This window comes from Luteimonas rhizosphaerae (genome assembly GCF_002849595.1).
GTDB lineage: Bacteria > Pseudomonadota > Gammaproteobacteria > Xanthomonadales > Xanthomonadaceae > Luteimonas > Luteimonas cellulosilyticus.
Window position 1 is genome coordinate 101316 of the sequence record NZ_NRQR01000018.1, and the last position, 19195, is coordinate 120510.

The 19195-nt window shown below is 69.3% G+C and carries 16 protein-coding genes; 8 read left to right on the forward strand and 8 right to left on the reverse strand.

The window, feature by feature from the left end; translation table 11 throughout:
• The first annotated feature begins 48 nt into the window (after positions 1-48).
• From atpA to CJ022_RS09015, 4 genes are all read left to right on the forward strand, one after another.
• Entirely contained in the window at positions 49-1560 is a 1512-nt protein-coding gene (atpA, locus tag CJ022_RS09000; protein ID WP_101926316.1) for a F0F1 ATP synthase subunit alpha, read from the forward strand.
• An 86-nt stretch (positions 1561-1646) separates the two neighbouring features.
• A complete protein-coding gene (gene atpG / locus CJ022_RS09005; RefSeq protein ID WP_101926317.1) occupies positions 1647-2507 on the forward strand; it encodes a F0F1 ATP synthase subunit gamma in 861 nt (286 codons plus the stop codon).
• A 96-nt stretch (positions 2508-2603) separates the two neighbouring features.
• Complete coding sequence (gene atpD, locus CJ022_RS09010; protein ID WP_101926318.1) at positions 2604-4010, forward strand: F0F1 ATP synthase subunit beta; 1407 nt, start codon at positions 2604-2606, stop codon at positions 4008-4010.
• A gap of 116 nt (positions 4011-4126) precedes the next feature.
• Positions 4127-4552 carry a F0F1 ATP synthase subunit epsilon gene (locus CJ022_RS09015; protein WP_101926319.1) on the forward strand — a complete coding sequence of 142 codons (426 nt, stop codon included), beginning with the start codon at positions 4127-4129 and terminating at the stop codon, positions 4550-4552.
• A 97-nt stretch (positions 4553-4649) separates the two neighbouring features.
• On the opposite strand, the gene CJ022_RS09020 is transcribed toward CJ022_RS09015, so the two are convergent.
• Positions 4650-5033: a GtrA family protein gene (locus CJ022_RS09020; protein ID WP_101926320.1), complete on the reverse strand. Its 384-nt coding sequence runs from the start codon at positions 5031-5033 to the stop codon at positions 4650-4652.
• Positions 5034-5170: 137 nt separating this feature from the next.
• Here CJ022_RS09020 and glmU point away from each other — a divergent pair, with 137 nt between their 5' ends.
• Positions 5171-6535, forward strand: a complete 1365-nt coding sequence (gene glmU / locus CJ022_RS09025) for a bifunctional UDP-N-acetylglucosamine diphosphorylase/glucosamine-1-phosphate N-acetyltransferase GlmU (RefSeq protein WP_101926321.1) — start codon at positions 5171-5173, stop codon at positions 6533-6535.
• A 129-nt stretch (positions 6536-6664) separates the two neighbouring features.
• Here glmU and CJ022_RS09030 read toward each other — a convergent pair whose 3' ends face one another.
• From CJ022_RS09030 to CJ022_RS09060, 7 genes are all read right to left on the reverse strand, one after another.
• Positions 6665-7978: a sensor histidine kinase gene (locus CJ022_RS09030; protein WP_101926322.1), complete on the reverse strand. Its 1314-nt coding sequence runs from the start codon at positions 7976-7978 to the stop codon at positions 6665-6667.
• A gap of 1 nt (position 7979) precedes the next feature.
• A complete protein-coding gene (locus CJ022_RS09035; protein WP_101926323.1) occupies positions 7980-9323 on the reverse strand; it encodes a sigma-54-dependent transcriptional regulator in 1344 nt (447 codons plus the stop codon).
• Between the two features lie 102 nt (positions 9324-9425).
• Positions 9426-10649, reverse strand: a complete 1224-nt coding sequence (locus tag CJ022_RS09040; RefSeq protein WP_101926324.1) for an ABC transporter permease — start codon at positions 10647-10649, stop codon at positions 9426-9428.
• A gap of 138 nt (positions 10650-10787) precedes the next feature.
• A complete protein-coding gene (locus CJ022_RS09045) occupies positions 10788-12086 on the reverse strand; it encodes an ABC transporter permease (RefSeq protein ID WP_101926325.1) in 1299 nt (432 codons plus the stop codon).
• Positions 12087-12097: 11 nt separating this feature from the next.
• The gene (locus CJ022_RS09050; protein ID WP_101926326.1) at positions 12098-12811 is read right to left on the reverse strand and encodes an ABC transporter ATP-binding protein; all 714 of its coding nucleotides are present in this window, start codon (positions 12809-12811) and stop codon (positions 12098-12100) included.
• 46 nt (positions 12812-12857) lie between these two features.
• Positions 12858-13058, reverse strand: a complete 201-nt coding sequence (locus CJ022_RS09055; protein WP_101926327.1) for a hypothetical protein — start codon at positions 13056-13058, stop codon at positions 12858-12860.
• Positions 13059-13060: 2 nt separating this feature from the next.
• Positions 13061-14383, reverse strand: coding sequence for an efflux RND transporter periplasmic adaptor subunit (locus tag CJ022_RS09060; RefSeq protein ID WP_101926328.1), 1323 nt, complete (start codon positions 14381-14383; stop codon positions 13061-13063).
• A gap of 358 nt (positions 14384-14741) precedes the next feature.
• Here CJ022_RS09060 and glmS point away from each other — a divergent pair, with 358 nt between their 5' ends.
• From glmS to kdpA, 3 genes are all read left to right on the forward strand, one after another.
• Positions 14742-16574, forward strand: a complete 1833-nt coding sequence (gene glmS / locus CJ022_RS09065; RefSeq protein WP_101926329.1) for a glutamine--fructose-6-phosphate transaminase (isomerizing) — start codon at positions 14742-14744, stop codon at positions 16572-16574.
• A 149-nt stretch (positions 16575-16723) separates the two neighbouring features.
• Positions 16724-17443 (forward strand): TorF family putative porin, encoded by a 720-nt coding sequence (locus tag CJ022_RS09070; RefSeq protein WP_101926330.1) that lies wholly within the window; start codon positions 16724-16726, stop codon positions 17441-17443.
• Between the two features lie 41 nt (positions 17444-17484).
• On the forward strand, positions 17485-19194 hold the full coding sequence (kdpA, locus tag CJ022_RS09075) for a potassium-transporting ATPase subunit KdpA (RefSeq protein WP_101926331.1): 1710 nt from the start codon (positions 17485-17487) through the stop codon (positions 19192-19194).
• Position 19195 lies beyond the last annotated feature (1 nt).

The window sequence follows — 19195 nt, forward strand, 5'->3', positions numbered from 1 at the left end:
ATTTTCAATTGCAACGTCGGCGGCAACGCCGGCCCAAGGGAACTCCCGATGGCTACCACGCAACTCAATCCCTCCGAGATCAGCGAGCTGATCAAGAACCGCATCGACAAGGTCAAGCTGACCGCCGAGGCGCGCAACGAAGGCACCGTGACCTCGGTCGCCGACGGCATCGTGCGCATCCACGGCATCGCCGACGTGATGCAGGGTGAAATGATCGAGCTGCCCGAGAACACGTTCGCGCTGGCGCTGAACCTCGAGCGCGACTCGGTCGGCGCCGTGGTCCTGGGCGACTACGAGCACCTGCGCGAAGGCGACGTGGCCAAGACCACCGGCCGCATCCTCGAAGTGCCGGTCGGCCCGGAACTGCTGGGCCGCGTCGTCAACGCGCTCGGCGAGCCGATCGACGGCAAGGGCCCGATCGACGCCAAGCTCACCGCACCGGTCGAGCGCGTCGCGCCCGGCGTGATCTGGCGCAAGTCGGTCGACCAGCCGGTGCAGACCGGCTACAAGTCGGTCGACGCGATGATCCCGATCGGACGCGGCCAGCGCGAGCTGGTCATCGGCGACCGCCAGACCGGCAAGACCGCGCTCGCGATCGACGCCGTGATCAACCAGAAGACCACCGGCATCAAGTGCGTCTACGTCGCGATCGGCCAGAAGGCCTCGACCGTCGCCAACATCGTGCGCAAGCTAGAAGAGAACGGCGCGATGGCGCACACCGTCGTCGTCGCCGCCACGGCGTCCGAGTCGGCCGCGATGCAGTACATCAGCGCCTACTCGGGCTGCACGATGGGCGAGTACTTCATGGACCGCGGCGAAGACGCGCTGATCGTCTACGACGATCTGTCCAAGCAGGCCGTCGCCTACCGCCAGATCTCGCTGCTGCTCAAGCGTCCGCCGGGCCGCGAAGCCTATCCGGGCGACGTGTTCTACCTGCATTCCCGCCTGCTCGAGCGCGCCGCGCGCGTGTCCGAGGACTACGTCGAGAAGTTCACCAACGGCGCCGTGACCGGCAAGACCGGCTCGCTGACCGCGCTGCCGATCATCGAAACACAGGCCGGCGACGTCTCGGCGTTCGTGCCGACCAACGTGATCTCGATCACCGACGGCCAGATCTTCCTGGAAACCGACCTCTTCAACGCGGGCATCCGTCCGGCCGTGAACGCCGGTATCTCGGTGTCGCGCGTCGGTGGCTCGGCCCAGACCAAGATCATCAAGAAGCTGTCGGGCGGCATCCGCAAGTTCGCGTCCGATCTCGACGAAGCGACCCGCAAGCAGCTCGAGCGCGGCCAGCGCGTCACCGAGCTGATGAAGCAGAAGCAGTACGCGCCGATGTCGATCGCGCACCAGGCGCTGTCGATCTACGCCGTCAACGAGGGCTTCCTCGACGACGTGCCGGTCGGCAAGGTCCTCGCGTTCGAGGAAGGCCTGCACGCGCACTTCGACAACACCGCGGGCGAGCTGGTCGACAAGATCAACCAGACCGGCGGCTGGAACGACGAGATCGAAGGCGCGTTCAAGCAGGGCATCGCCGAGTTCAAGAAGACCGGCAGCTGGTAAGGGCCGGCAGGCGGGCTCCGGCCCGCCTGCGCACGAGACGATTCAGCCAGAGGCGGGTGTCCACCCGCCGCACGCAGGGATAAGAGATGGCCGGCGGCAGAGAAATCAAGACCAAGATCAAGAGCGTGCAGAACACCCGCAAGGTGACGCGCGCGCTCGAGATGGTATCGGCGTCGAAGATCCGCAAGGCGCAGGACCGGATGAAGGCGTCGCGCCCCTACGCGCGCGCGATGAAGCAGCTGATCGGCCACCTGGCGCAGGCGAACTCCGAGTTCCAGCATCCGTATCTGGTGGAGCGGGAGGTCAAGCGCGTCGGTTACATCATCGCCTCGTCGGACCGCGGCCTGGCCGGCGGCCTCAACAACAACCTGTTCCGCAAGCTGCTCGGCGAAATCCGCCAGTGGCAGGAAAAGGGCGTCGAGGTCGACGTGGTGACGATCGGCCAGAAGGCGACGGTATTCTTCCGCCGCCTCAAGGTCGACATGCTGGCCAGCGTGACCCACATCGGCGACACGCCGGAAGTCGAACAGCTGGTCGGCATCATCAAGGTGATGCTCGACGGCTACACCGACGGCCGCCTCGATCGCGTGTTCCTGGCCTACAACCACTTCGTCAATACGATGACCCAGAAGGGCAGCTTCGACCAGCTGCTGCCGCTGCCCGCGTCCGACACGCAGGTGGTCAAGCACGACTGGGACTACATCTACGAGCCGGACGCCGAATCGGTGCTCGCGCACGTGCTGACGCGCTACATCGAATCGCTGGTCTACCAGGCGGTGATGGAGAACGTGGCCTCCGAGCATGCCGCGCGCATGGTCGCGATGAAGGCCGCGAGCGACAACGCCACCAAGCTGATCGACACGCTGAACCTGGTCTACAACAAGGCCCGCCAGGCGGCGATCACGCAGGAAATCTCTGAGATCGTCGGCGGCGCGGCAGCGGTCTGAGGCGACTCGAACGGCCGCGCCCTACGCGCGGCATGATCCGGAACATCATCGGCGGCCCCGGTCGCAAGACAATCTTAAGAGTCTGAGGAAACCACAATGAGTCAGGGCAAGATCGTTCAGATCATCGGCGCAGTCGTCGACGTCGAGTTCCCGCGCGCGTCCGTGCCGAAGGTGTACGACGCATTGAAGGTCGACAACACCGAAATCACGCTCGAAGTGCAGCAGCAGCTCGGCGACGGCATCGTGCGCACCATCGCGCTCGGTTCGACCGACGGCCTGAAGCGCAACCTGGTCGCGACCAACACCGGCCTCGGCATCTCGGTGCCGGTCGGCGCGGGTACGCTGGGCCGCATCATGGACGTGCTGGGTCGCCCGATCGACGAAGCCGGCGACGTGCAGGCCACCGATCACTGGGAAATCCATCGCGCCGCGCCGAGCTACGAAGACCAGTCGTCGGCGACCGAGCTGCTGGAGACGGGCATCAAGGTCATCGACCTGATGTGCCCCTTCGCCAAGGGCGGCAAGGTCGGCCTGTTCGGCGGCGCCGGCGTCGGCAAGACCGTCAACATGATGGAACTGATCAACAACATCGCCAAGGCGCACAGCGGCCTGTCGGTGTTCGCCGGCGTGGGCGAGCGGACCCGCGAGGGCAACGACTTCTACCACGAGATGAAAGATTCCAATGTCCTCGACAAGGTGGCGATGGTCTACGGCCAGATGAACGAGCCGCCGGGCAACCGCCTGCGCGTCGCGTTGACCGGCCTGACGATGGCGGAGTACTTCCGCGACGAGAAGGACGCGTCCGGCAAGGGCAAGGACGTGCTGCTGTTCGTCGACAACATCTACCGCTACACGCTGGCCGGTACCGAAGTCTCGGCGCTGCTCGGCCGCATGCCGTCGGCGGTGGGTTACCAGCCCACGCTCGCCGAGGAAATGGGCGTGCTGCAGGAGCGCATCACCTCGACCAAGACCGGCTCGATCACCTCGATCCAGGCCGTCTACGTGCCCGCCGACGATTACACCGATCCGTCGCCCGCCACGACCTTCGCCCATCTCGACTCGACGGTCGCGCTGTCGCGCAGCATCGCCTCGCTGGGTATCTACCCGGCGGTCGATCCGCTCGACTCCACGTCGCGCATGATGGATCCGAACGTCATCGGCAACGAGCACTACGACACCGCGCGTCGCGTGCAGTCGACGCTGCAGAAGTACAAGGAGCTCAAGGACATCATCGCGATCCTGGGCATGGACGAGCTGTCGGAAGAGGACAAGCAGGCCGTGTCGCGCGCGCGCAAGATCGAGCGCTTCTTCTCGCAGCCGTTCCACGTCGCCGAGGTGTTCACCGGCTCGCCGGGCAAGTACGTCTCGCTGAAGGACACAATCCGCGGCTTCAAGGGCATCGTCGACGGCGAATACGACCACTTGCCCGAGCAGGCGTTCTACATGGTCGGCGGCATCGACGAAGCGGTCGAAAAGGCCAAGAAGCTCGCCGAGAAGGCCTGATCCCGTCGCCCTCGTCCGGCACCGGGCGGGGGCGTGGATGACGCCGGCGAGATCGCCACCGTGATTCCTGCCTGCTCCCGTCCGCGGGCGCGGGAGCACCCGAAGAGAAGCGCGTTATGAGCACCACCATCCGTTGCGACATCGTCAGTGCCGAGGCCGAGATCTTCCACGGCGAGGCGACCATGGTCGTCGCCACCGGCGAGCTCGGTGAACTCGGCATTGCGCCGCGCCATGCGCCGCTGATCACGCGGCTCAAGCCCGGCAAGGTCGTCGTGACCCAGCCCAACGGCGAGGTGCTGGACTTCGCGATCGGCGGCGGCATCCTCGAGGTGCAGCCGCAGGTCGTGACGATCCTCGCCGACACCGCGATCCGCGCCGACGACATCGACGAAGCCTCGGTCAAGGCCGCCAAGGAAGAAGCCGAGCGCGTGCTGGCCGGCCGTGGCGAGACGATGGACGTCGCCGAAGCCCAGCAGAAGCTCGCCGAGGCCGTCGTGCAGCTGCAGGCGCTGGAGCGCCTGCGCAAGACGCTCAAGCACTGACGGATCGCGCACTGCGCATCGCGTCGCCGAAGAGCCCCGCTATCCGCGGGGCTTTTTGTTGGATGACGGCCGGGATCGATGCTGCGCGGTGGACACGCTACTTGCGGTAGATCCAGTAGCGCGACAGCACGAAACCGAGCAGGCCGAGTGCGATCTCCAGCGCGGGTTTCGCCAGCCAGACCCACTTCAGCCCGAAGAAATCGTCGATGTGGGTCAGCGACCAGGTGCTGACCACCGTCGTGCTCACCCACATCACCAGGAAACGCTGGAGTTGCGGCGCGCCGACGGCGGTGTCGTCGCCAGCGAAGGTCCACTTGCCGTTGAGCCAGTACCCCAGCAGCGCGCCGGTGATGCGCCCGGCGATGTTGGCCGGCGCGACCGGCAGGCCCGCGTGGGTGAGCGCGACCATGACGCCCCAGTCGATGAGCCACTGCAGCGCGCCGATGACCAGGTAGCCGCGCCCCTGTTTCGCGAGGCTCATGCGGGCACCGCGCGGCGCGGCGGAACATCGGGACGGGCGGGCATCGGACGCATCGAACGCAGGGAGAGCGAAATCCAGCCGGCATCGTAAAGCCTGCGCCGTTAGAATTTCCCATCCGTCTGCCGCTGGAATCCGCCATGTCCACTCCGCTTCACGTCGTGATCCTCGCCGCAGGCGAAGGCAAGCGCATGAAATCCGCGGTGCCGAAGGTGCTGCAGAAGATCGCCGGGCGGCCGATGCTGTGGCACGCGATCGAAGCGGCACGCCAGCTCGATCCCGCCGGTCTGCACGTCGTCTACGGTCACGGTGGCGAGCAGGTGCAGGCCGCGTTCGCCGACCAGCCGGATCTGCAGTGGGCCGAGCAGGCCGAGCAGCTCGGCACCGGCCACGCGGTGCGCCAGGCCATGCCCGACATTCCCGATGGCGCCCAGGTGCTGGTGCTCTACGGCGACGTGCCGCTGATGCGTCCCGAGACCCTGCGCCGGCTCGTCGCGATCGACGGCCGCCTCGCGGTGCTCGCCGCCGCGCTCGAGGATCCGACCGGCTACGGCCGCATCGTGCGCGATTCCGAAGGGCACGTCGGCGCGATCGTCGAGCACAAGGACGCCAGCGACGAGCAGCGCCGCATCGCGATCGTCAACACCGGCATCCTGGTCGCCGAAGCCACCGCGCTGAAGGGCTGGCTGGAGCGCCTGTCGTCTGACAACGCCCAGGGCGAGTACTACCTGACCGACATCTTCGCGATGGCCGCCGACGAATACAGCGCGGCCGAGATCGTCATGGTCGGCGATCCGCTCGAAGCCGAAGGGGCCAACGATCCCTGGCAGCTCGCGCAGCTGGAACGCGCCTGGCAGCTGCGCGCCGTGCGTGGGCTGTGCGTCGACGGCGCGCGCTTCGCCGATCCCGCGCGCGTCGACATCCGCGGCACGGTGACGGTCGGCAGCGATGTCGAGATCGACGTCGACGTGGTGTTCGAAGGCCGTGTCGAACTCGGCGACGGCGTCCGCATCGGGCCGTTCTGCCGGCTGCGCGACGTGCGCCTGACCGCCGGCACCGAAGTCCGCGCGCATTGCGATCTCGAAGGCGCCGTGACCGAAGGCGCGGTGACGATCGGACCCTTCGCACGCCTGCGTCCGGGCACCGTGCTCGCCGACGGCGTGCACATCGGCAACTTCGTCGAGACCAAGAACGCGACGCTCGGCGTCGGCAGCAAGGCCAACCACCTGACCTATCTGGGCGATGCCGAGATCGGCGCCGGCAGCAACATCGGCGCCGGCACGATCACCTGCAACTACGACGGCGCCAACAAGTCGACGACGGTGATCGGTGACCGCGCCTTCATCGGCTCGAACGCGTCGCTGGTCGCGCCGGTACGCATCGGCCACGATGCGACGACCGCGGCGGGCTCGGTGATCGTCAACGATGTCCCCGACGGCAAGCTCGCCGTCGCGCGCGGCCGGCAGACCCTCGTCGAGGGCTGGGTGCGGCCGGCGAAGAAGTAACGCCGGCCGCGCGGACGGTGTGCAGTCGAAGGCCGCGGGTCGTAGTGCGCGCGACGTCTCAGGACGTCACGCCGCGCACCAGGCGTGCGCCGCGGGCCGCGCCACGGCGCCACGCCTGCGCACCGGTGCTCAGTCCGGCAGCGTCAGCGAGACGCACAGGCCGCCGCCTTCGCGGTTGAGCAGGGCGATCCGGCCGCCGTGCGCCTCGGCGATCTCGCGGGCGAGCGCGAGCCCCAGGCCGGTGCCGTTGCGCTTGGTCGAATAGAACGGCAGCAAGGCGTTCGACAGCACCGCCTCGTGCATGCCGGGGCCTCGGTCGAGCACGTCGATGCGCCAGCCCTTGCCGATGCGGCGCAGCGACAGCGCGACCTCGCCAGCCGGCGAGCCCGATTCGTGCGCATTGCGCAGCAGGTTCAACAGCGCCTGTTCGAGCTGCGCGGCATCGAAGCTGGCGCTGGCCTGCGCATCGACGCCCGCGTCCAGCGCGAAGGCCAGCTGCGCGTGCAGCTGGTCGAGGAACGTGCGCCATGCGACCGGTGTGCGCCGCGGCGTCGGCAGCTTGGCGAAATGCGCGTAACCGCGGATGAAACCTTCGAGGTGGCGCGCGCGTTCCTCGATCGTCGTCAGTGCGCCCGGCAGGCGTTCGAGCTGGCCGCGCCGCAGCAGCTCACCGCCCGAATGCGCGAGCGACGCGATCGGCGCCAGCGAATTGTTGAGCTCGTGGCTGATGACCCGGATGACCTTCTTCCAGGTCTGCACTTCCTGGCGGCGCAGTTCGGTGGTCATCAGCCGCAGCAGCACCAGCTGGTGCAGACGGCCGTTGAGCCGGAACGTGCGCCGCGACAGGTGGTAGATCTCTTCGTCCTCGCCGTCGCCGACGGTGAACATGCCGTCGCCGCCGCGCGCGAACGCTTCCGCGAGCGCGGGATCGGCCGCGTCCACCAGCGCGTCGAAGCCCAGGCCTTCGAGCCGGTGCCCGGTACCGAAGCTCTTGCGCGCCGCGAGGTTCGCGTGGACGACATGGCCGTTGGGATCGACCAGCAGCATCGCGACCGGCGTGTTCTGCACCATCGTGTCGAGCAGCAGCTCGCGCTGCACCAGCGACAGGCGCTGCTCGCGCAGGGTGTCGCCGAGCGCGTTGTGGCTGTCGACGAGATCGCGCAGCGCGCCGCGCCCCTGCCACGCGAGCCCGACGCTGTAGTCGCCGTCGCGGTAACTGGCGACCAGCCCGGCCAGCGCGCGGAACAGCGACTGCGCCGGTGCCAGCGCGCGGGCCAGCAGCCACAGCAGCGACGGTACGGCAGCGGCGCTCGCGGCCAGCACGGCCGCCCACGCCGGCCACCAGCGCAGCAGCCAGGTCGCGAGCGCCGCGGCGCCCACGACGTGCGCGAGCGCGATCGCGAACAGCACCGCGGTCAGCGGCAGGCGCTGGTGCCAGCGCATCTCAGTCGCGCCGGATGCCCAGCCGGTCGAGCCGGCGGTACAGCGCCTGGCGCGACAGGCCGAGATCGGCGGCGGCCTGCGCCAGCACGCCCGCGTGGCGCGCGAGCGCGGCTTCGATCGTGGCGCGGTCGGGTTCTTCGGCCGCGCTGGCGAGCGAGGCGGGTGGCGAGGCCGTCGGCAGGCTCAGGTCGGCCGCGGCGATGCGTTCACCGCGCGCCAGCAGCTGGGCGCGCTGCATGACATTGCGCAGCTCGCGGACATTGCCCGGCCACGGGTGCCGCAGCAGGGCGCGCCCGGCATCCTCCGACAGGCGCTTGCCGTCGCCGATGAAATGGCGCGCCAGCGGCAGGATGTCGCGCGGCCGCTGCGCCAGCGGCGGCAACCGCAGCTCGATGCCGTTGAGGCGGTAGTAGAGATCCTCGCGGAAGCGGCCTTCGGCGATCATCGCCGTCAGGTCCGCGTTGGTCGCGCTGACCACGCGCACGCGCACGTGCCGTTCGCGATTGCCGCCGAGGCGCTCGAACCGTCCGGTCTCGAGCACGCGCAGCAGCTTGACCTGGCCCGACGGCGGCAGCGTGCCGATCTCGTCGAGGAACAGGGTGCCGCCATCGGCGGCCTCGAACTTGCCCTCGCGCGCGCGGGTCGCGCCGGTGTAGGCGCCGGCCTCGGCGCCGAAGAGTTCCGCTTCGATCAGCTCCCCCGGCAGCGCCCCGCAGTTCAGCGCGACGAACGGGCCCGCACGCACCGCGGAATTCGCGTGCAGGATCTCGGCGTACTTCTCCTTGCCCGCGCCGTTCGGTCCGGTCACCAGCACCGGCAGGTCGGAGCGCGCGACCTGCAGCGCCAGCGACAGCGTCGTCTCGCTGGCCGGATCGTCCCAGACCAGGCCGCGCAGGTCGTGGCCTTCGGTCAGCGACGCGCGGCGTCGGCGGTCGTCTCGCGCGCGCGCATCGAGCTGCCGGCGCGCATCGACGAGCTCGAGCAGCGTGTGCACGGTCGCCATCAGCTTGGCGTCTTCCCAGGGCTTGGCCAGATAGTCGGCAGCGCCGGCGCGGATCAGGTCGACCGCGGTTTCCAGGCGCGTCCACGCGGTCAGCAGGATCACCGGCATGTCGGCGTCGAGCGCGCGGATCGCCTGGAACAGCGCCGCGCCCTCGTCGCCCGACGTGGTGTCGGCGTGGAAGTTCATGTCCTGGATCACCAGGTCGACGCCGCCGCCCTGCAACCGCGCGAGGCCGTCGGCCGGCGTTTCCGCACGCAGGGTGTCGATGTCGTGCAGGGAGAACAGCAGTTCGAGCGCGGTCGCGACCGCGGGATTGTCGTCGATGACGAGGATCGTGGGCATCAGGCGGGAACGGTCGAAGCATGCACGGCGGTGGCGCCTGCATGGTGGTCACCGCGCGCGGCGGACGCAAGCCGCGTCCGGGCACCGGCCGGGTGGGTCGCCTCAGACACTGCGCGTCGCCACGGCCGGTGGCACCCGGGCGGCACGCCGCGCCGGCCAGTACACGGCGAACTGGCCGAGCAGCCACAGCGAGACCGCGCCGATCGGCAGGTACAGCAGCGGCAGGCGATCGAGTTCGTAGCGCGCCATCAGCAGCTGGTTGAGGCCGAAGGCCAGCAGCATGCCGAGCGCGATGCCCATGGTCGCGAGCAGGAAGTTCTCGATCTGGAAGTAGCGCAGGATCTGCGCGCGTGTCGCGCCCAGCGCGCGGCGGATGCCGATCTGCTTGGTGCGCTGCTGCACCCAGAAGCTGGCCAGGCCGACGATGCCCAGGGCGGTGACGACCAGGAGCGAGACGCAGACGACGACCATCAGCAGCGCCATCGCACGGTCCTGCCGGTAATAGCGGTCTCGCAGGTCCGAGAGCAGATCGCTGTTGACCGGCACCCGGTTCGGATCGAGCTGCTTCAGCGCCGCGACGCCGGCGTCGAGCACCCGCTGCCGGTCCGCGGGGGCGGACCGCAGCAGGTAGTTGACGCTGCTGGCGTTCTCGCGGACCGGCAACAGCATCGTGGCATCGCCGTCGCCGCCGTGATCGTTCGGGCGCGCCAGCGTGTCGACGACGCCGACGATCGTGATCGGAGCGGTGCCCCAGCTGTAGACCCGTTTGCCGATCGCACTCTCGCCCGGGAACAGGCGTTCGGCCATCGCGCGGTTGACGATCATCGACGGCAGCTTGCCGGCCTCGCCCGCACGCGCGAGCACGTCCATGTCCTGGTACTCGTCGGCGTTGAACCGGCGTCCCTCAACCAGCTGCAGACCCAGTGTGTCGAGCAGGTCCTCGCTGCCGACGTAGGGGGACGACAGCAGGGTGTCGTGGGTCTGGTCGGGCGACAGCCGCACGCCGCTGGTGGAACTGCTGTTGCCGAACGGGATCTGCGACGCGGCGGCGACGTGGGTGACGCCGGGAATCGCACGCAGCGCCGCGAGATCGCGCTCGACCGCAGCCCGGCGATTGACGTCGCCGTCGTCGTCGATGCTCGGCATCTGGATCCGCACGAGCTCGGCTTCGACCGTTCCGCTGGGACGCGCCATGCGGTCGATGCGCCGGTCGATCAGATAGATCGCATTGCAGATGATCGCGCAGGCCAGCGCGATCTCGAGGACGATCAGCGCGGCGGCGGTCTTGTGGCGACGCAGCGTGGAGAGGATGGGGCGGATGTCCATGGTCGTGGTCCTTGGCAACACGGTGCTGTTCTCTTCTCCCGGCGGCGGGAGGAGGTGCCCGAAGGGGCGGATGCGGGCGACGGCGACGCATCGCCCTCTCCCGGACCCCTCTCCCGTACGGAAGAGGGGCGCTGGACGTCATTGCGACTTGAGCTGGATCGCCGGTGTCACCTGCATGGCGCGCCATGCGGGCAGTAGGCCCGCCAGCAGGCTGGCGACGATCGACAGCGCGAAGGTGAGCGACAGCATCGACACGTCCAGTTGCGCGAGCCCGGCGTAGGCGCTCGGGCTCTGGCGGACCGCCCACAGGCCGAGCAGGGCGAGCCCGAGGCCGACGACACCGCCGGCGACGCCGATCGCACCGGCTTCGACGAGGAACTGCGCGAAGATCGCACGTCGCGACGCCCCCAGCGCCCGGCGCACCCCGATCTCGGACGCGCGGCGCAGGCTCTTGGCCAGCAACAGCCCGACGGTGTTGATCAGGCAGACCAGCAGGAAGCCGAGCGCCAGCCAGACCTGCAGGCGCACGTCGTTGGGCACGACCTGGTTCTGGTCGAGCCACGCACGCACGTCGCGCAGCCGCACGTTGGTCGGCCGTTCGAAGCGCCCGGCCGCACGCTGCTTGTCCGAGTACGCTTCCAGATAATCGCGATAGGCGAGGGCGCTGGCCGGGGCGTCGAGTTCCACCCAGTACTGCAGCCACGTGCAAGGCGCGTTGCGCGTCGTGGAGTCGAGACCGGAATCCCCCCAGCAGGTCATGCTGCCCATGCGCGCCAGCTTGAGCTCGATCGCGGTCGAGAACGGCACGAAGACCGATTCCAGACTGCCGAAGGCATCGAGGCTGAGATCCCAGAAGCGCGGGGCCGGCGCCCAGGACGCGAGCACGCCGATCACCCGGAAATCGGCGTTGTTGATGCGCAGCGTGCGGCCGGTGCTGTCCTCGCCGCCGAACACGCTGCGGTTGGTCTCGTCCGACAGCACGACCACGCGTGCGCGATCGACGTCGTCGGACGCCGACCACGCGCGCCCGAACGCCATCGGTGGATCGAACATCGGGAAGAAATCCGCCGAGGTGTAGCGCGCATCCGTGAAGAACGGCACGCGCTCACCGCCGGGCTGCACCGCGACGAACCCACCGGTCATCACCGCCTGGCGGACGCCGCGCGCTTCTTCCAGCAGGGTCTCCGCATCGAGTCGCGTCATCTGCAGGTCGGGCTCTTCGCCAGCGGCGTAGCCGCGCATGCTGGAGGCGTCGAGCTGCACGTAGAACAGCCGGTCGCTCTTGTCGGGAATGGGGTCGCCCGAGAGGACGTGGAACACTGTCAGCGTGGTCATGCTGGCGCCGATGCCCAGCGCGATCGCCAGCACCATCAACGCGGTCAGCACCTTGCTGTTGCGGAAACTGCGCAGCGCGAGCTGCAGGTAGTAGGCGAACATCGCGCGTCTCCTCAGACCGTTTCGGGCGTGGCGACGGGGGCGCGCAGCGACGGCGCGCGTTCCACGTCGGTCGCCATGCCGTCGACGATGTGGACGTTGCGCTGCGCGCGCGCGGCGAGTTCCGGATCGTGGGTGACCATGACGATCGTCGTGCCCTGCTGGTTGATGTCCTCGAGCAGCTCGAGCACGCTGCGCGCCATCTGCGAATCGAGGTTGCCGGTCGGCTCGTCGGCCAGCAGCAGGCGCGGGCTGCCGGCGAGCGCGCGGGCGATCGCCACGCGCTGCTGCTGGCCGCCCGACAACTCGGCCGGAAAGTGCTTCATGCGTGAGGCGAGACCGACCATGCCAAGCGAATCCTCGATCCGCAGCTTGCGTTCGTTGGCCGGCATGCCGCGGTAGCGCAGCGGCACGTCGACGTTGTCGAACAGGTTGAGGTCCGGGATCAGGTTGAAGCCCTGGAAGATGAAGCCGATCTTCTCGTTGCGCAGCTTCGAGCGCGCGTTGTCGTCCAGGCCGCGGACCTCGACGCCGTCGAGCAGGTACTCGCCGCCGGTGAAGGTCTCCAGCAGGCCGGCGATGTTGAGGAAGGTCGTCTTGCCGGAACCGGACGGACCGGTGACGGCGACGAACTCGCCCTCGCGCACGTGCAGGTCGAGCGCACGCAGCGCATGGGTTTCGACGAGTTCGGTGCGGTAGACCTTGGCGACCTGGCGCATGTCGAGCATGGGAATGTCCTGGAATCGGAAGTGGGAAGAGGCGTGCGGGTCTCGGTCAGCGGACCTGGAACACGCCCGGCATGTCGCTGCGGACCGCGTAGCGCCGCGCGAGCGCGACGGCGGCGGGGACGTGGGGCGCGGGGACCGCAGTCGTGAAATCGACAGCGAACAGCGACGACAGCGGACGCGGTACGGCGTCGGCGAGTTCGTCGGCGGTCCACGGCGTGGGGAACGGGCTGTCGAGGGGCGTCTTCATGGTCAGAGTCCTGAAATGCGGATCCGCTCCGCGTTGTCGAACAGGTCGCTGCCGGCGACGACGACACGCTCGCCCGGCTGCAGGCCCGAGAGGATCTCGACCGACGACAGGCTGCTCGCACCGGCCTGGATCGGCCGGCGCACCGCCGTGTTGCCGTCGAGGACGTAGGCCGCGCGGCCGCCGTCCTGGTCGAGGAACGGGCCGCGCGCGACCATCAGCACGTCGTCGCGGGTATCGAGGACGATCCGCGCCGACAGCCGCTGGTTCTGGCGCAGGCCGGGCGGCTGATGGCCATCGTCGAAGCGCAGCCGGGCGACGACTTCGCCGGCGACGACCTCGGGCGACACCGCCGACACCTGCGCGGGAAACTGGGTGCCGGCGCTGCCGATCTGGGCCGGCATGCCGATCGCGAGATCGCGCGCGAAGCTCTCGGGCACCTTGATCTCGACCTCGAACACCGACAGGTCGACGACCGACAGCACCGGCGCGTTCGCCGCGACGTTGCTGCTCTGGATCGCCTGCACCTGGCCGACCTGACCGTCGAACGGGGCGCGCAGCGTCAGCAGGTCGACCTGGCGCCGCATCTCGACGACGACCGCGCGCTGGCGGTCGGCGAGCAGCTGCTTGTTGCGCGTGTCGAGCCCGGCGCCGCGGCCCTGCAGGCTGACGTCCTGGCGCGCCGAGGCGACGCCGATCTCGGTCTTCTGCAACGTGTCCTGCGCCTTGGCCAGATCGACCTGCGCCACCGCGCCGCCCTCGAAGGCGCGCTGGTAGCGCTGCAGGTCGCGCTCGGCCGCAGTGCGGTCGATCTCGGCCTGGTCGAGTTCCTTGCGCGCCGCGGCGCTGCTGAGCTGCGCGTCGAGCGCGGCGCGGCCGGCCTCGGCTTCCAGGCTCGCGAGCGTGGTCTCCTCCTGCGCCAGCTTGCTGCGCAGTTCGGGACTGTCGATCTCGGCCAGCGCCTGGCCGCGCGTCACCTGGTCGCCGGCGACCACCTTGAGGGTCACCGTGCCGGCGGAGATCGCGTAGAGCGTCGGGCTGTTCGCGGCGATGACCCGGCCCTCGGCCGCGATGTCGCGCACCAGATCGCCGCGGGTGACCTCGGCGAAGCGCAGCCGCGCCGCATCCACCGAACGGCCGCCGCCGGCCCAGCCGGAGACGACCCAGCCGGCGGCGAGCAGCAGCACGAGGCCGAGACCCCCGCCGAGCAGCCAGCGCGTCCGGCGCGACCGGCCCGGCCGGGCGTCGACACGCCGCGTGTCCTGCGCGACGGGTTCGCGGATGCCGGCGGGGCGGCGGAGGGGGGAATCGGGCGAGTCGGATGCCATGAGTGCGTGCGATGGAAGGTCGGGGAACACAACGCACGGAGCGTGCCAATCGCAAGGCATTGATCTACAAGGCGCAAGTAGCGGGTCGACGGTGTCCGCGTGGCGGGCGGACGTCCGCGCGGACGCGTCGGCGCGTCCGCGCACGCCACAGAGCGACCGATCCGCAGGCGCGCTGGATCGACGAATGGATGCGCGCGATCCACCAGTCGCTTCAGGGATCCTGTTCCTGGCATCCGTGGCAAGACCGTCGGTCGCCGGCCTTGAGTGCCGGCGACGGCTGAACGTCGGGCGCGATTGCGGATCGGGGCATGGCGCGTGGCCGCTAGAATGGCGGGCTGAACGCAATGGAGATGGCGGCATGTGTGGAATCGTCGGTGCGATCGCGGGACGGGACGTGGTGCCGGTCCTGATCGAGGGGCTGAAGCGGCTGGAATATCGCGGCTACGACTCGGCGGGCATCGCGGTCGCCGTCGACGGCGCGATGCGCCGGGTCCGGCGCACGGGGCGGGTGTCCGAAATGGAAGCCGCGGCGACGGACGAAGGATTCCAGGCCCCGCTCGGCATCGGTCACACGCGCTGGGCGACGCATGGCGGCGTGACCGAGGACAATGCCCATCCGCACATCAGCCACGACACGCTGGCGCTGGTGCACAACGGCATCATCGAGAACCACGAGGCGCAGCGTGAGCGGCTCACGGCACTCGGCTACGTCTTCGAGTCGCAGACCGACACCGAGGTCATCGCGCACCTGATCCACCACCACCAGGGGCAGGAACTGGATCTGCTCGCCGCGCTGCAGGCGGCGGCCGCGGAGCTCGAAGGCGCATACGCGCTCGCGGTCATCGACCGCCGCGAGCCCGACCGCATGGTCGTCGCGCGCATGGGCTGCCCGTTGCTGGTCGGCCTGGGCGAGGGCGAGAACTTCGTCGCCTCCGATGTTTCGGCGATCCTGCAGGCGACGCGGCGGGTGATCTTCCTCGAGGAAGGCGACACCGCCGTGCTCACGCGCGAATCGGTGCAGGTCTTCGGCGAGGACGGCCAGCCGATCACGCGCGACGTGCACCTGTCCGACGTCTCGCTGGCGTCGCTGGAACTCGGTCCCTACCGCCACTTCATGCAGAAGGAAATCCACGAGCAGCCGCGCGCGCTGGCCGACACCATCGAAGCGATCATCGATGCGGCCGCGTTCGAGTCGACGCTGTTCGGCGCGGACGCCGACGCGGTGTTCGACGGCGTCGAGGGCGTGCAGATCCTCGCCTGCGGCACCAGCTTCTATTCCGGCTCCGTCGCGCGCTACTGGATCGAAGCGATCAGCGGGTTGCCGTGCACGGTCGAGATCGCCAGCGAGTACCGCTATCGCAAGGCGGTCGCGAACCCGAAGCACCTCGTCGTCACGATCTCGCAGTCGGGCGAAACCCTCGACACGATGGAAGCGCTGAAGTACGCGAAGTCGCTCGGCCACGACAAGACATTGTCGATCTGCAACGTGCCCGAGAGCGCGATTCCGCGCGCCAGCCGGCTGGTGTTCTACACCCGCGCCGGCGCCGAGATCGGCGTCGCGTCGACCAAGGCCTTCACCACCCAGCTCGTCGGCCTGTTCGCGCTGGCCGCGACCCTGGCCAAGCGCAACGGCCGGCTCGCACCGGAGCAGGAGGCGGAGTACATCGAGGCGCTGCGCCATCTGCCGGGCAGCGTGCAGCACGCGTTGAACCTCGAACCGCAGATCGCCATGTGGGCCGAGAAGTTCACACCGAAGCACCACGCACTGTTCCTGGGCCGCGGCGTGCATTACCCGATCGCACTGGAGGGCGCGCTCAAGCTCAAGGAAATCTCCTACATCCACGCCGAGGCCTATCCCGCCGGCGAGCTCAAGCACGGCCCGCTCGCGCTGGTGGATGCCGACATGCCGGTGGTGGTCATCGCGCCGAAGGACGGGCTGCTGGAGAAGGTGAAGTCCAACATGCAGGAAGTGCGCGCGCGCGGCGGCGAACTGTTCGTGTTCACCGACGCCGACAGCAACTTCGAGGCATCCGAGGGCGTGCACGTGATCCGCACCCCACGCCACGTCGGCGTGCTGAGCCCGATCGTGCACACCATTCCGGTGCAGCTGCTCGCGTACCACACCGCGCTCGCGCGCGGCACCGACGTCGACAAGCCGCGCAACCTCGCCAAGTCGGTGACGGTGGAATGAGGCGCCTCGCGCGCCGCGGCGGCTGACGCCCGGCGCGCGTTCTTTACGCGGAATTTGCGCGCACGGCACGTGCGCGGCATGGAGACTTTACGGGGCGCGGATCGACACTGCGCGGCATCGACGGCAGGTCGCCGTCGCGGATCCTTGCCATGTCCCGTGTCCCGTTCCTTCCTTCGGCGCGCCTGCCCGGCGCGCCCGTTCTGGTCGCCCTGCTGCTCGGGAGCGTCGCCCTGCCGGCGGCCGCCGCCGACGTCTCGGGCACCGCCGCACTCACCAGCGATTACGTCTGGCGCGGCACGTCGCAGAGCAACGAAGATCCCGCTGTGCAGGCCGGCGTCAAGGTCGCCGGCGCCTCGGGCGTCTATGCCCAGGTCTGGGGATCGAGCGTCGAATTCGCGCCGGAGACCCGCGCTTCCAGCGAGTTCGATCTCGTCGCCGGCTGGGCGGGCGCGCTGTCGGACGCGTGGGCGCTCGACGTCAATCTGACCCACTACGTCTATCCGTCGACCACCGTCGATCTCGACTGGACCGAAGCCAACGCCACGGTGACCTTGCACGAACGCTACTGGCTGCAGGTCGGGCATTCGCGCGACGCGCTCGCCAGCGACACCGCCGGCACCTACGCCCAGCTCGGCGCGCGCTGGCCGCTGACGGACACGGTCCGCATCGAAGCCGCGGCGGGGCATTACTGGCTGGCGCGCGACAGCGGCTACGACGACTACACGCACGCGCAGCTGGGCGCGGTGTGGGCGTTCGCAACGCCGGTCGAACTGCGTGTCACCCTGCACGACACCGGTTCGAGCGCCGAGCGCGGGTTCCCAGGCCTTGCCGGCTCGCGCATCGAAGCCGCGCTGCAGGCCTCGTTCTGAGCGCCGCGGCGCTTCTTCCTTCCCGCTGACGGATCACCGCCATGATCGAATTCATCACCGTCCTCGGCCTTGCGCTCGCGCTCGGCTGGCCGCTGGGCCGCTATCTCGCCGCCGTGATGCGCGGCGGCGCCCTGCCGGGCGACCGGTTGTTCGGGCTGATCGAACGTCCGATCTATCGCCTGCTCGGCGTCGACCCCGCACGCGGCATGGACTGGAAACACTACGCGCTGGCGTTCATCGCCAGCAACGCGGTGCTCGGCGCGCTGGTCTGGGCCCTGCTGATGACCCAGGCCTGGCTGCCGCTGAATCCCAACGCAGCGCCGAACATGTCGTGGGACCTCGCGCTGCACACGGCGGTGTCGTTCCTGACCAACACCAACCAGCAGCACTATTCCGGCCAGGCGCAGCTGTCGTATCTCGCGCACATGGCCGGCATCGTCGGCCTCCAGGTGGTCACACCGATGATGGGCCTCGCGCTGGTCGCGGCGACGCTGCGCGCGTTCTTCGGCGGGCGCAATCGCGACGAACACGGCGTCGCGCGCGGCGGCGTGGCCGACGTCGGCAACTACTGGGCCGATGTCGTGCGGCCGTCGGTGCGCGTGCTGCTGCCGCTCGCCGTGCTGTGGAGCGTGCTGCTGACCGGTCAGGGCGTGCCGGCGACGCTATCGGGCGGGCCCGAGGCGACGCCGGTCGATGCCAGCGCCGGCATGGAGACGCAGAAGATCCCGTTGGGTCCGGTCGCGGCGATGGTTGCGGTCAAGCAGCTCGGCACCAACGGTGGCGGCTGGTACGGCCCCAACAGCAGCGTGCCGCTGGAGAATCCGACGCCGTTCTCCAACTGGCTGGAGACGCTGGCGCTGATCCTGCTGCCGGTCGCGGTCGCCTGCATGATCGGGCCGTTCACCGCGCGTCGGCGACTGACGCCGCTGGTGCTCGGCACGATGCTGGCGATGTCGCTCGCATCCGCGGGTCTGGCGGTGTGGTCGGAGTCGGCGTCGCCGACGTCCACCGACGTCGCGCTGATGGAAGGCAAGGAAGTCCGCAACGGCGCCGCGCCTTCCGCGCTGTGGGCGGCGCTGACCACGCAGACCTCGAACGGCTCGGTCAATGCGATGCACGACTCGATGGCGCCGCTGACCGGCCTCGTCACGCTGTCGAACATGCTGATCAATGCGATCTGGGGCGGCATCGGCTGCGGACTGCAGCAGTTCCTGGTCTATCTGCTGCTGGCGGTCTTCGTCGCCGGACTGATGACCGGACGCACGCCGGAACTGTTCGGCCGCAAGATCGAGGCGCCCGAGGTGCGGCTGCTCGCCGCGCTGGTGCTGCTGCAGCCGGTGGTGCTGCTGGGCCTCACCGCGCTGACGCTGGCGGTGCCGGCGTGGACCGGCAACAGCAATCCCGGCTTCCACGGCATCAGCCAGGTGTTCTACGAATACGTGTCGGCCTTCGCCAACAACGGCTCCGGCTTCGAGGGCCTGGGCGACGCGACGCGATGGTGGAACCTGTCGACGAGCGCCGTGCTCGCACTCGGCCGCTACCCCGCGCTGCTGCTGCCGCTGGCGATCGCCGCGATGCTCGGTGCCAAGCGCGCCGCGCCGGACAGCGCGGGCACGCTGCGGATCGAGACACCGACGTTCGCGCTGACGCTCATCGCCATCGTCGTGATCCTCACCCTTCTCCAGTTCATGCCGGTCCTGGTCCTCGGCCCCGTGGCCGACCACCTCGCGCTGGCCGCCATCGCCGGATGAT

What these genes read in the sequence shown, in the direction of transcription:
- atpA (WP_101926316.1), top strand. Translation starts at nt 49, where the DNA reads ATGGCTACCACGCAACTCAATCCCTCCGAGATCAGCGAGCTGATCAAG.
- atpG (WP_101926317.1), top strand. Translation starts at nt 1,647, where the DNA reads ATGGCCGGCGGCAGAGAAATCAAGACCAAGATCAAGAGCGTGCAGAAC.
- atpD (WP_101926318.1), top strand. Translation starts at nt 2,604, where the DNA reads ATGAGTCAGGGCAAGATCGTTCAGATCATCGGCGCAGTCGTCGACGTC.
- CJ022_RS09015 (WP_101926319.1), top strand. Translation starts at nt 4,127, where the DNA reads ATGAGCACCACCATCCGTTGCGACATCGTCAGTGCCGAGGCCGAGATC.
- CJ022_RS09020 (WP_101926320.1), bottom strand. Translation starts at nt 5,033, where the DNA reads ATGAGCCTCGCGAAACAGGGGCGCGGCTACCTGGTCATCGGCGCGCTG.
- glmU (WP_101926321.1), top strand. Translation starts at nt 5,171, where the DNA reads ATGTCCACTCCGCTTCACGTCGTGATCCTCGCCGCAGGCGAAGGCAAG.
- CJ022_RS09030 (WP_101926322.1), bottom strand. Translation starts at nt 7,978, where the DNA reads ATGCGCTGGCACCAGCGCCTGCCGCTGACCGCGGTGCTGTTCGCGATC.
- CJ022_RS09035 (WP_101926323.1), bottom strand. Translation starts at nt 9,323, where the DNA reads ATGCCCACGATCCTCGTCATCGACGACAATCCCGCGGTCGCGACCGCG.
- CJ022_RS09040 (WP_101926324.1), bottom strand. Translation starts at nt 10,649, where the DNA reads ATGGACATCCGCCCCATCCTCTCCACGCTGCGTCGCCACAAGACCGCC.
- CJ022_RS09045 (WP_101926325.1), bottom strand. Translation starts at nt 12,086, where the DNA reads ATGTTCGCCTACTACCTGCAGCTCGCGCTGCGCAGTTTCCGCAACAGC.
- CJ022_RS09050 (WP_101926326.1), bottom strand. Translation starts at nt 12,811, where the DNA reads ATGCTCGACATGCGCCAGGTCGCCAAGGTCTACCGCACCGAACTCGTC.
- CJ022_RS09055 (WP_101926327.1), bottom strand. Translation starts at nt 13,058, where the DNA reads ATGAAGACGCCCCTCGACAGCCCGTTCCCCACGCCGTGGACCGCCGAC.
- CJ022_RS09060 (WP_101926328.1), bottom strand. Translation starts at nt 14,383, where the DNA reads ATGGCATCCGACTCGCCCGATTCCCCCCTCCGCCGCCCCGCCGGCATC.
- glmS (WP_101926329.1), top strand. Translation starts at nt 14,742, where the DNA reads ATGTGTGGAATCGTCGGTGCGATCGCGGGACGGGACGTGGTGCCGGTC.
- CJ022_RS09070 (WP_101926330.1), top strand. Translation starts at nt 16,724, where the DNA reads ATGTCCCGTGTCCCGTTCCTTCCTTCGGCGCGCCTGCCCGGCGCGCCC.
- kdpA (WP_101926331.1), top strand. Translation starts at nt 17,485, where the DNA reads ATGATCGAATTCATCACCGTCCTCGGCCTTGCGCTCGCGCTCGGCTGG.